This window comes from Caldithrix abyssi DSM 13497, from assembly GCF_001886815.1.
Classification (GTDB): Bacteria; Calditrichota; Calditrichia; order Calditrichales; family Calditrichaceae; genus Caldithrix; species Caldithrix abyssi.
This window is the reverse complement of record NZ_CP018099.1, coordinates 2,582,256-2,593,471: the sequence shown is the minus strand read 5'-3', so window position 1 is coordinate 2,593,471 and position 11,216 is coordinate 2,582,256. Positions and strand designations below refer to the sequence as shown.

At 43.1% G+C, this 11,216-nt stretch carries 11 protein-coding genes and 2 tRNA genes; 10 read left to right on the top strand and 3 right to left on the bottom strand.

Annotation, left to right across the window (positions count from 1 at the left end):
• Positions 1–406: 406 nt before the first annotated feature.
• Positions 407–826 (bottom strand): secondary thiamine-phosphate synthase enzyme YjbQ, encoded by a 420-nt coding sequence (locus Cabys_RS10070; protein WP_006930244.1) that lies wholly within the window; start codon positions 824–826, stop codon positions 407–409.
• 12 nt (positions 827–838) lie between these two features.
• Positions 839–3,196, bottom strand: a complete 2,358-nt coding sequence (locus tag Cabys_RS10065; RefSeq protein ID WP_006930243.1) for a hypothetical protein — start codon at positions 3,194–3,196, stop codon at positions 839–841.
• Between the two features lie 227 nt (positions 3,197–3,423).
• Between Cabys_RS10065 and Cabys_RS10060 the strand changes: the two genes are divergently transcribed.
• The 10 genes from Cabys_RS10060 to Cabys_RS10015 all read left to right on the top strand — a co-directional run bounded on the left by Cabys_RS10060 (position 3,424) and on the right by Cabys_RS10015 (position 10,854).
• Positions 3,424–3,693, top strand: coding sequence for an HU family DNA-binding protein (locus Cabys_RS10060; RefSeq protein ID WP_006930242.1), 270 nt, complete (start codon positions 3,424–3,426; stop codon positions 3,691–3,693).
• 84 nt (positions 3,694–3,777) lie between these two features.
• A complete protein-coding gene (gene dacB, locus Cabys_RS10055; protein ID WP_006930239.1) occupies positions 3,778–5,271 on the top strand; it encodes a D-alanyl-D-alanine carboxypeptidase/D-alanyl-D-alanine endopeptidase in 1,494 nt (497 codons plus the stop codon).
• A 118-nt stretch (positions 5,272–5,389) separates the two neighbouring features.
• On the top strand, positions 5,390–5,629 hold the full coding sequence (locus Cabys_RS10050; protein ID WP_006930238.1) for a DUF4404 family protein: 240 nt from the start codon (positions 5,390–5,392) through the stop codon (positions 5,627–5,629).
• A 44-nt stretch (positions 5,630–5,673) separates the two neighbouring features.
• A tRNA-Pro gene (locus tag Cabys_RS10045) sits at positions 5,674–5,747 on the top strand.
• Positions 5,748–5,844: 97 nt separating this feature from the next.
• On the top strand, positions 5,845–6,531 hold the full coding sequence (locus tag Cabys_RS10040) for a glycosyltransferase family 2 protein (RefSeq protein WP_006930235.1): 687 nt from the start codon (positions 5,845–5,847) through the stop codon (positions 6,529–6,531).
• On the top strand, positions 6,528–7,163 hold the full coding sequence (locus Cabys_RS10035; RefSeq protein ID WP_006930234.1) for a protein-L-isoaspartate(D-aspartate) O-methyltransferase: 636 nt from the start codon (positions 6,528–6,530) through the stop codon (positions 7,161–7,163). Before Cabys_RS10040 ends, Cabys_RS10035 begins: the two co-directional genes overlap by 4 nt.
• On the top strand, positions 7,157–7,789 hold the full coding sequence (locus Cabys_RS10030; RefSeq protein WP_006930233.1) for a YqaA family protein: 633 nt from the start codon (positions 7,157–7,159) through the stop codon (positions 7,787–7,789). The genes Cabys_RS10035 and Cabys_RS10030 overlap by 7 nt, the downstream gene beginning before the upstream one ends.
• 625 nt (positions 7,790–8,414) lie before the next feature.
• On the top strand, positions 8,415–8,756 hold the full coding sequence (locus tag Cabys_RS10025) for a P-II family nitrogen regulator (RefSeq protein WP_006930231.1): 342 nt from the start codon (positions 8,415–8,417) through the stop codon (positions 8,754–8,756).
• Positions 8,757–8,790: 34 nt separating this feature from the next.
• A complete protein-coding gene (locus tag Cabys_RS10020) occupies positions 8,791–10,137 on the top strand; it encodes an ammonium transporter (protein WP_006930229.1) in 1,347 nt (448 codons plus the stop codon).
• A 36-nt stretch (positions 10,138–10,173) separates the two neighbouring features.
• Positions 10,174–10,854, top strand: coding sequence for a TorF family putative porin (locus tag Cabys_RS10015; protein WP_006930228.1), 681 nt, complete (start codon positions 10,174–10,176; stop codon positions 10,852–10,854).
• 189 nt (positions 10,855–11,043) lie between these two features.
• On the opposite strand, the gene Cabys_RS10010 is transcribed toward Cabys_RS10015, so the two are convergent.
• Positions 11,044–11,117, bottom strand: a tRNA-Pro gene (locus Cabys_RS10010).
• Positions 11,118–11,216 lie beyond the last annotated feature (99 nt).

Below are 11,216 nucleotides of genomic sequence, written 5' to 3'. Positions count from 1 at the left end.
TGAATTCCTACCACCGTTTACGTAGGGGCGAAGGATTTCCAAGAACAATTCAACTCTGGTAAGCATTAATCTTTAGTCATATAAAAAAAGCGCTCTGGATAAAGTGGGGATGGAAATCCTTCGCCCTTACAAGTACGGTCATTCCTAATCTTTTGTCTGGAGTGAGGGTACAGGGCGTGAGGGCCATTGAAACTATTTTTAATTTAAAACATTCTTTGCGCTCTTGGCGGTTCGTTTTTGGTAGCGGCTTTTAAGGCCTTGTCTATTTAATCATTTGTCTATTTAATCATTTTTTAAAATCAAAACAGGTATGTGAAGGAGCGCATAAAATGTTAAAAGCTGGCGGAAATTAAGTTCCGCCAGCCGGTGAAAAGTAGTAAAAGATAATGGTCGTTTTTAACCAGTTTTATTCTCCAATAATTTTAACCAGCACGCGTTTAGGGCGGCGGCCGTCAAATTCAGCGTAAAAAATCTGTTCCCACGGACCAAAATCCAGTTTACCGTCGGTAACGGCCACCACCACTTCGCGGCCCATTATCTGCCGTTTAAGATGGGCGTCGCCGTTGTCTTCGCCGGTTAAATTGTGTCGATAGTGAGAAATCGGTTCATGCGGCGCCAGTTTTTCCAGCCAGTCGTCGTAATCCTGAATCAAACCGCGTTCATTGTCGTTTATGTAAACGCTGGCCGTAATGTGCATGGCGTTAACCAGACACAGCCCCTCTTTAATGCCGGATTCTTGGACGCATTTTTCAACTTCCGGGGTAATGTTGATGTAGTCTCGGCGCGTTTTGGTATTGAACCACAACTCTTTTCTAAAGGATTTCATTGCTGCCTCCTTTTAAATATTTTCGGTGGTACGCTTTAAATCTCTGGCATGTTGGTGGAATTCGTCGAGCGACATGACTTTCAGAAAAACAAAGCCGCGCGTCGAGCGAATACGCGAATCTTTGTTTTCATAAAAGAAGTCTCTTCCTAACAACGACTTCATGTATTGGTATTGTTCAACCTGAATTTTTTGCGCCAGACCGGAAAAGGGGCCGTCATATTCATAGCTGGGAAAGGACGCCGCTTTTTGCGATCCAAAGGCGTTCATAAAGGCATGATCCAGAATTGCTCTGGTATTGTGCGTTACAGGGATGTACAAATTGGCCTCGCTGGGATGAAAGCGGTACCAGACATTGCGGTAGCCCCAGATGGTGATATCCTTCTTGCCGGTTTCTTCGCTGTACAATTTAAGAGCGGTGGAAACCGCCTGCAAAACCTTATAGTGCGTATCCGGGCCGCTACCTTCGGGATCGAAGGCCACGCTGACCACGGTTGGCTTGATCCTGCGTAGATTTTGCAAGATGGGCGCCACGTCGCGATCGATGGTGGGCTCTTCGGTAAAAATCTCGCCTTTGTAAAACCCCAGGCGTGAGTGAATGACCGATTCGCACGTAAAGCCAAAATAACCCCACAAAATATCGGCCTCCCATTCACGCACCATGCCTTTCAGCTGCTGGATGTACGGTAGGTCTTTTTTCCCGGGATATTGCGTCCTGAAATAATTGGCCAGCTCGTTAATGCGATTTTTCAAGTTTTCGATGGAATCTTCTTCAAAAATTTCCACCAGGTTGCGTAAAAGTCGCCGCGCGTTTCCTTCGTTCATGGCGTCCTCGTCGTTTGCTGCCAGGCCGTCGAGGTATTGAAATACGTCGCGATTTCTGTATTCCGGATTGGTAGGATCAAAATAGTTTTCTTCGAACAGAGTCTGAAATTCCGGGCGATTGAAAAATGACTGGGTGATTTCGAGCTGATGCAACATGTAGCTATTGGTTACCGCGTTAAAGCCGCTGGTTAAATAGTTAAAATAGTGCGTATTGGTCGGTTCACGCATCAGGCGTACCACATAAGGCAAATAGCCCAGCATAATATCATCGTGATGCGGAGCCGTGTGCAAGATAACCTGATGTTTGGGAATTTGCAAAGCATTGTTAATGTACTTAGTGTAACTGGCTTCTATTTCGGCAGGGAAGTGCAGGGCTTTCTCCCCAAAGCGTTCTAAAAGTAATTTTGACGAGCGAATGGATTGAAAATCGCGCTTGCTTAAATCCTTCAATCGTTTTTTCTTTTGCAGAGCCAGGTCTGTAACAATATGATAGATGTTCTGGCGACTTATCTCTTTCGCTTCCTTTAATTCCAGATAGCGCCGCTCGGTTAATAGTTTGGCCGCGCCGCGTGTAATGTAAAAACGGGCGTTGGGCAAATCGTGTAAGGCGGAAGCCGGCACCTGGTTCGATTTTTCGGACTGAATGGCGTCTTTGACCACTTTGGCTTTGGCCTCGCCGGCTGCGATAATAATGGCCGTAGTATTGGGGTTGAACGTAATGGTTTGCAGACCGATGGTAATAACCAGCCGATTACGTGAAATTTCGATGCCGCCCAGGTCGGAAGCGGCTGCCGCCTGCGTTTCGTAATTGGTTTGCGTTAAACGCGTTGTAGAGTAGTGGTTGGAACCGCGAACATTAAAGCCGATGTGTCCATCCGGCCCGATCCCGCCTAAAAAGAAACCGATACCGCCCAATTCGCGAATTCTCGATTCGTAATCGGTACAAAACTGGTCAACGGCGCGCAATACCTCTTGCTGACGTTTTTGCAAGGCGTCCTTAGGATAGGAGAAACGCAAGCTCAGATCAACAATGTGGTTCGGCCAGATCTCGTCCAATGTTTCATGCGGCCGGATGCCAATTTCGTTGGGATTAATGAGCAGAGCTTTTTGCGCATCCAGTCCGAAGCCGCGAATGTAAAATTTGTTTACGTAGTAAAAAAAGCTGTTGTGCTGAGTTGAATTGATGGGGTAAAACTCATCAATTTGAATAAAATAAAAACTACGCATGTCCGGCTTTCGCTTGGGATCCACGCCATGTTCTTCGAGAATTTTCTGAGCCTTTTTGTCGTTCCAGTTATGTAGCAGATAGTCAACCCATTTAATAAAATGTTCCGGTGTTTTTCCGGTTGGCAGCGAAATGGTGGAGCCTTCATTGTTTTGCGCCCACTCCAAAAAGCGCAGGGCGGTCAATTTACCCAGCTCCGGAAAGTTATCGACGACAATGGTGCCAATTTTTTCGATCGGCGAATAAACTAATTGTTTTTTCGTTTTTTGCAACATCAATTCTTCAACGCGCGAGATGGTGGTTAATTTAGATTTACGTGTCACCGTTTATACTCCTTCTTTTGTGTTTCCTAAATGGGCAAATGTAATAAAATATTAAGGATTTGACAATTTTATTCAACAGCCTGCCTTTACGCAACTAAATCGCACTAAAAATATTAAAAAAAAATTAAGAAAAGACTTGATTTTATTGATAAATCTGCTGAAATTAGATTTCAGTTAACAGTTATTTTAGTTTTAAAGTTTTTAATTAATGTAGGAGGACTATGAAAATGACTAAACAAGAACTGGTAAACAAAATTGCAGAAGATGCGAATATCTCCAAACGAGCAGCAGAAGACGCATTAAAGGCCTTTATTAGCGCCGTTAAAGAAAGCCTGGCCAAAGGCGAAAGCGTTTCTCTGGTTGGCTTTGGGACGTTTACCGTTTCTGAAAGAGCCGCTCGTAAAGGACGCAATCCTCAGACTGGTGCCGAAATACAGATTCCTGCTCGCAAAGTTCCTGTTTTCCGCGCAGGCAAAGGTTTGAAAGAAGCATTGTAATTTATTGTTGAAGAATTAAAATAAGAAGGCGGAAGCTTCGGTTTTCGCCTTTTTTTGTATTCTTTTGGGAATAAGGGCTTTAAGATGCAAAAGATTTTAATCGTTTTTCTTTTTTTAATTAGTAATTTCTATTTGTCCAGCTGCACCTCTTCGCTCTGGCTTACAAAATATGATCAAAAAGTTAATAAACTAAATGAACAAATCAATTTTTTAATAAGCGACCCTTCGCTACATAACGCCCACATTGGCATATATATCGAAGCCTTAAAAGATGGCAGGGTATTATATGCCAGAAATCCATTTAAACTGATGATACCGGCCTCGAATATGAAGCTGTTTACGACGGCGGCGGCTCTGATAAAATTAGGTCCCGCTTTTAAATTTACGACGCAAATCACTTACACCGGTAGCATCAAAGATAGTATCTTGTACGGAAACTTATTGATTAAAGGTTCTGGTGATCCTTCAATTTCGGGTCGTTTTTATGGCGGAGATCGACTGGCTGTTTTTAAACAATGGGCCGATTCTTTAAAATCCAGAGGTATCCGGGAAATAAAAGGACAGATTATTGGAGATGCGCGCTTATTCAAAGCGCCGAAATTAGCCGAAGGCTGGAACTGGGATGATGAATCCTTCTGGTACGCCGCTAAAATTTCTGCCCTTGCCTATAATGACAATTGTGTGGACCTGGCAATCTTTCCGGATTCTCTGGCAGGTAAAACGGTGCAGGTTCGTCTTTTTCCAGAATACTCAAAAGTAAAGATCATCAACAAGGCCATAACGGTTGACCGGCCTGGCCAAGCTGAACTTAAAATTTCTCGTCTTCAGGGTAAAAACACCATTGTTATCGAAGGCGCCATGAGCGTTAATGCGGACACAGTTCGGGAGTCAATTACGGTCGAAAATGTGGATCAATTTTTTCTGGATATTCTGGCGCAAACGTTCGAACAACAGGGCATCGAACTCTCCTCCGGGGTACGGCTGTTGAATGAGGAAGAGACGTTCCCTGAAGATTCATTAAAGATGCTGTTTTCTTTTCACTCTCCGCCCCTTTCGGAGATAATAAAGGTTATCAATAAGCGCAGCCACAATTTTTATACCGAACAACTCTTAAAAACGATGGGCGCTGTTTTTAAAGGAGAAGGCTCGTTCGAAGCCGGGGCCGCTGTAGTACGCGAATTTTTAAACTCTATTGGCGTTGCCGACGAGCATTTTATCAATGTGGATGGTTCCGGTTTGTCCCGTAAAAATTTTGTGGCGCCCATTGCTACTGCCACTTTATTACGTTACATGTATTACCATCCCGATTTCCAATATTATTTGAATTCCCTGCCCGCGGCCGGAATTGACGGCACCATAAGTGACAGAATGATCGGTACGCGTGCTCAGGGGAAGGTCCATGCTAAAACCGGCTATGTGGGACACGTGAGAGCTCTGTCCGGCTATGTGAACCCGGAGGGAAAAAATCCTTTACTATTTGTACTGATGTTTAACAATTATTCGGTTCCAACGCCCAAAATCAATCTCATTCAGGATAAGATTGCCATATTATTGACCGAATTTTCCATGACGCCTTGAAAACTGGTTTAATTCAATGATCAGACTCGATTTAATTGTTCGAAACGGCAGAAACCTGATTTAAAATTTTGAGTATAATGATAGTGAAATCTGAGAATTTAGACGGGAGGTCTGTTCAATGTCAAAGCAACGACTGAAAAAATTAACGAGCGAAGTGCGCCAATCGATTCCTGAGAAAATTGACGATAAAGAAAAAGTCCATGCTTTGCTCGACGATTTGGAGAGCGAGGATCCGGCCAAATTAAAAAAGGCATTAAACGTACTGCCGGAATTTATTACGCGCTTTGAAATTGAACATCCGAAGTTCAGTCAATCGCTCAATGAGATCATGGTTGTTTTAAGCAACATGGGTATTTAAAAAATTTGCATGAGAAAATGATAGACATTAAATTATAAAATGATCGGAGCGTGGCGCAGCCTGGTAGCGCACTTGAATGGGGTTCAAGGGGTCGCTGGTTCAAATCCAGTCGCTCCGACCGAAAAGGGGATTGGAAACAATCCCCTTTCTTTTTGCTCTTTTATGAATTCTGAAGTAATTTACTTACGAAAGAAATGAAGTTAGTTAGGATATGAATGCCGATCCCGTATGATATTGTCATACCCGCTTACAACGCTCATAATGAACTGCCCGTTCTGCTTAAACAAATCGATTTGCTGATCCACAAACCGCAAAAAATTTACATCATAGACGACGGATCGAAAAAGAGCTATTCATTTCCTGAGTTTCCCAATTTGAACGTCCACATTTACCGCTATGAACGCAACCGTGGCAAGGGTATGGCCATTCGCAAAGGGCTTGAACTTTTCTTGAATAATAACGATACGCCATTTCTTCTGTTGATGGATGCCGATGGTCAACATCCGGTACAGAGCATCCCCGATTTTTTAAAGAAAGCACAAACGCAGCCTTTCGACTTACTGATTGGCAATAGAGTAGGGCGCGTGGGGAAGATGCCCCTGTTGCGTATTTTTTCCAACACCGTGTCTTCTTTAATCGTTTCGTGGATCACCGGCGAACGCATTGTGGACAGTCAGTGCGGCTTTCGTTTGCTCAGGCGGCGGTTGATCGAGAACATCCAATTAAAAGAAAAAGGTTTTCAGGTTGAGACCGAATTGATTATTAAATCCGCCAAACAGGGGTATAAAATCGGCTTTATCCCCATTCCAACCATTTACAACGGACAGAAGTCAAATATCAAACATTTCAGCGACACGGTGCGTTTTATCCAGATTATAATAAAGGAAATACTCAGCCGATGATTTACGACAAAAAAATAAAGGAATTAATAGCCTATTTGCGGCGCGAGGGCATTTCGAACCAGCGTGTTCTGCAAGCCATTCAAAAAGTGCCAAGGCATTTGTTTGTAGCCAGAGGCATGGAATTGCAGGCATACGAAGATCGGGCCCTGCCCATAGGGTTCGGACAGACCATTTCGCATCCTTCAACCGTTGCCCGTATGACCCAGGCCCTTGAATTGAAGCCGGGAGAAAAGGTGCTGGAAATTGGCACGGGCTCCGGCTATCAGGCGGCCATTCTTTGTGAGCTGGGCTGCCAGGTTTACACCATTGAAACCATAAGAGCTCTCGCTTTGCAGGCAGAGCAACGCTTAAAAGAAATGAACTACACCTACCGCTTTGCGCTGAAAATCGGTGACGGTTCAAAAGGATGGCCGGAACGCGCCCCATTTGACGCAATTATCGTTACAGCCGCATCGCCCGCCAGCCCTGAGCACTTGTTTGACCAATTGAATGAGAATGGAAGATTAATTGTTCCGATCGGTAAGGGGGAAGATCAGACGCTTACGTTGTTTAAAAAGCGAGGTAAGCAAATCGAGAAAATCGAACTTGGAAAATTATGTTTTGTACCTTTAAAAGGAGCGCATGGATGGTAAAAACGAATTCTATCGGAATAATAAGAAAAATGTACGACTGGCTCATGCAGTGGGCAGCAACGCCTTACGCCGGCGTTGTGCTCTTTTTTTGGGCGCTGGCCGAATCATCTTTTTTCCCCATCCCTCCGGATGCTTTTTTAATCGCCCTAGTTCTGGGCGCCCGTCAAAAAGCGTTGAGGTTTGCCATTATTGCTTCTGTCGCTTCCGTCATTGGCGGCATTATTGGTTACGGCATCGGGCACTGGCTGTGGTGGGATGGCAGTGATGCCTATTCCAGACTGGCCCTCTTCTTTTTTAATAACGTGCCCGGCTTTAATGAACATCAGTTTTTAAACGTACGTGAGCTCTATGAAAAATGGAATTTTTGGGTGGTATTTACGGCCGGATTTACGCCCATTCCGTACAAGGTGATTACCGTTTCTGCCGGCGCCTTTAAAATCAACTTTCCCATTTTCCTGATCGCCTCCGGAATTAGTCGCGCGGCGCGTTTCTTTCTGGTTTCATGGTTGTTGTGGCATTTTGGCGAACCCATCCGCAAATTTATTGAAAAGCATCTGGGCTGGTTGAGCCTGGCTTTTGTGTTACTTTTAATCGGCGGATTTATACTTGTAAAATATTCGCTATAAGATTGTTTGCAATGATAAAATAAGTACCGTTAGTGCCTCCAGAATTGTTCAATACATAGGCCCCGGATAACTATCTTCACGGTGAGAAGGTGCGCTCTAAAAAAGCTCGCCTTCTCTTTTTTTATTCAACACTCTTTTCTCAGTCTGCGTATGCGTAAGGTATTTTTAAATCAAAAACTTTTTCACGAAGATTTCGCAAAAATTCGGTTTGGCTACCTCCCAATTTTTAAAAATACAAATTTGTTCGTCAAAAAAATAAAGCAAACAAAATTGTAATTATTTCGAATATAGCCGGCCATCTTTAAAAAATAATGGGCACAGTGATATTGGCTAAAAGAATAATGGTCTTTTTATCGTGATGTTTGGATCATGGATTTACGTTATTTTCCACCTCTGACGCTGTCTATCTGCAATATTTTTTCATATATTTTAAACTGATTTCCAACATAGATGTAGCAACAATTTTAATAACATACAAAAATGTAAACTTCTTAGAACTGTATTTCATCTTCCCCAACTCATTTAAATTCAAAATGTTAAATTAAAATCTTTTTTTTGGCACGTGAATTGACTTAAAAGAGGCGACACATTTTACAATAGCATTCAAAACAGAGGAGGATTCATTTTGAAATTAGTGATTGCCTATATTCAACCTGAGCGTTTAAATGCAGTAAAGCAAGCCCTTTATCGGCGAGAGATTTTTAAGATGTCTGTCACCAACGCCCTTGGTTGTGGTGAACAGAAAGGTTATTCCGAAACTTATCGAGGAGCGCAGATTGAAGTAAACCTGTTAAAAAAGGTGCGGCTGGAGGTTGCCGTAAACGAAGACTTTGTTGAACCTACCATTGAAGGAATCATTGAAGGTGCGCGAACCGGTCGCATAGGCGATGGGAAAATTTTTGTAATACGATTGGAAGAGTGTATTCGCATCCGTACGGGTGAGCGGGGACTAAAGGCAATTGGCTAAAAGAATAAAAAAATGCAAAAACAGGAGAGATAAAATGCGTACGTTTGTTTTAATACTTATAATACTATTAATATCGGTGGGTAGCGCAAAAAAAAGTTATGCCGTTGAGCCTAATGAAAAAGAAACTATTGAACAGGTATCGGAGCATTTACAAAATAACCTGAACATCGTATGGACAAGTATGGCCGCTTTTCTTGTTTTTTTTATGCAGGCTGGATTTGCAATGGTAGAAAGCGGTTTTACCCAGGCTAAAAATACGGTGAATATCATGATGAAAAACTTAATGGATTTTTCAATAAGTTCACTTGCATTTTTTCTTATCGGATTTGGCCTGATGTTTGGTAAAAGTAACGGATTGGTAGGCACCTCGCACTTTGCCCTTTTAGATTTGAGGCAGTTAAACGGGGATTGGATCTGGACTTTTTTTATGTTTCAGATTGTCTTTGCCGGCACGGCAGCTACCATCGTTTCCGGAGCAATGGCTGAACGAACCAGGTTTATCGGTTATCTCTCATATAGTCTATTTATCAGTGCATTCATCTATCCCGTTTTCGGCTCATGGGTGTGGGGTTCGTTGTTAGACGGCGCAGGTTGGCTGGAAAAATTAGGTTTCATTGATTTCGCCGGTTCTACGGTTGTACACTCAATCGGGGGCTGGCTGGCATTAGCGGGCGCTATTATGGTCGGACCGCGTATTGGTAAGTATGCGCCTGATGGCAAAGCGCAAGCCATTCCAGGACATAACATTGCCCTGGCTGCTCTCGGCGTCTTCATTTTGTGGTTTGGGTGGTTTGGTTTTAATGCGGGGAGCACCACTTTTGGCGATGGAAATATCGGACGCATTGCAGTGACAACCAATTTAGCTGCTGCTGCCGGCGCCCTGAGCGCCATGGTTACAGCGTGGATGAAAGAAAAAAAACCAGATGGATCGATGACATTAAATGGCGCGTTGGCAGGACTGGTGGCTATTACAGCCGGTTGTGCAACGGTTACTCCGTTAGGTTCTATGATCATAGGGGCGATCGCCGGCGTGGTTGTGGTATTAAGCGTTTTGTTTTTCGATAGGGTGTTAAAGATAGATGACCCGGTCGGCGCAATTAGCGTCCACGGCGTATGTGGCGCGCTTGGCACCATTTTTGTCGGTTTTTTTGCAGTCGATGGCGGACTTTTTTACGGTGGGGGCTGGAAACTTTTAAACGTGCAGATTTTAGGAGCAAGCGTGGCCTTTATCTGGGCCTTTGGTCTCGGAATTATTCTATTCTTAATTATTAAAAAGACGATCGGTTTGCGCGTAACAGCCGAAGAGGAATTGCGCGGCCTGGATATCGGCGAACACGGCATGGAAGCCTATAGCGGTTTTCAAATATTCACAACGCGTTAAACGGTAAAGATGGCTGAGTAAATATAAAGGAAAAAAATGAAGTATTTTATAATACAAACTTTCATTCTTTTGATAATATTACAAAGTTCGCTGTGTACGCAGGTCGTCTCCTCTTTCGATTTTAGCGGCGTTACCACTTATGTTTGGCGCGGTGTCAAACAATTCAACGGACCGGCCCTGCAGGGAACGGCAACACTGATTCATAAGTATGTTCGCGCCGGTTTGTGGGTCTCCAGCGTAAATTTTGACGAAAACAAAGAAATTGAGACGGATCCCTTTGTGGCTTTAAATATTCCTGTAAAAAAGATAGAGATCAATACGGGCGTCACCTTCTATTCGTACGACCTATTTGAATCGTTTAACGACGCCGCTGATTTTGAAATTGAAATTTTCATGGATATTTCCTGCAAAATTCTTAAACTGGCGCTGTTTTACGTTCCGCCTCAGGCCAGCACAAAAAACAATTTGAACCGATCCGACTACTGGCTCGAAGCGTCCGTTGAACAGCGTGTGTCCAGTTTAATCTTTAATATGGTTTATGGCTACGGAACGTATTCCAGTAAATTTTTAGCATCCCCAAAAAAAGAAGCCGTAGCCAATCTGGTCGTTGGGCTCAAAAAAAATCTTACGGAAAATTATGCTGTAAGCTGGAATTTCTCAAAAGGGTTTAACGGAGTGGAGAAAGTTTTTTGGGTGGGCTTTCATTTCTATCCGTAAATCCATTTTAAAAGGCTAAAACTACTTAAAAAGCTCCGTAAACATCATTATTTAAAAGGGAAGTAGCGCGGAATAAATCCTTAATCGCTTAACCTTAAAAAGCGTTATCCCTTGTAAAGCATACATAACATTTAATTGTTGAATTAGTTAAAATTGATGAAAAGTAATGCAAGAAGAGTAAATAAAAAGTCGGGGCGAGAGGATTTGAACCTCCGACCTTACGGTCCCGAACCGCACGCGCTGCCAGACTGCGCTACGCCCCGATTGAAGATTCATAATTTATTGAATTTATTTTAAAGAGTCAAATCCAAAATTTAAAAAAATTCTAATGTTTTTTGTTAGACAAATTAAAGTTGATTTAA

Excerpts from the sequence above, each read along its gene's own strand:
- Cabys_RS10050 (WP_006930238.1), top strand. The coding sequence starts at position 5,390 with ATGTCAAAGCAACGACTGAAAAAATTAACGAGCGAAGTGCGCCAATCG.
- Cabys_RS10020 (WP_006930229.1), top strand. The coding sequence starts at position 8,791 with ATGCGTACGTTTGTTTTAATACTTATAATACTATTAATATCGGTGGGT.
- dacB (WP_006930239.1), top strand. The coding sequence starts at position 3,778 with ATGCAAAAGATTTTAATCGTTTTTCTTTTTTTAATTAGTAATTTCTAT.
- Cabys_RS10035 (WP_006930234.1), top strand. The coding sequence starts at position 6,528 with ATGATTTACGACAAAAAAATAAAGGAATTAATAGCCTATTTGCGGCGC.
- Cabys_RS10030 (WP_006930233.1), top strand. The coding sequence starts at position 7,157 with ATGGTAAAAACGAATTCTATCGGAATAATAAGAAAAATGTACGACTGG.
- Cabys_RS10060 (WP_006930242.1), top strand. The coding sequence starts at position 3,424 with ATGACTAAACAAGAACTGGTAAACAAAATTGCAGAAGATGCGAATATC.
- Cabys_RS10040 (WP_006930235.1), top strand. The coding sequence starts at position 5,845 with ATGCCGATCCCGTATGATATTGTCATACCCGCTTACAACGCTCATAAT.
- Cabys_RS10070 (WP_006930244.1), bottom strand. The coding sequence starts at position 826 with ATGAAATCCTTTAGAAAAGAGTTGTGGTTCAATACCAAAACGCGCCGA.
- Cabys_RS10015 (WP_006930228.1), top strand. The coding sequence starts at position 10,174 with ATGAAGTATTTTATAATACAAACTTTCATTCTTTTGATAATATTACAA.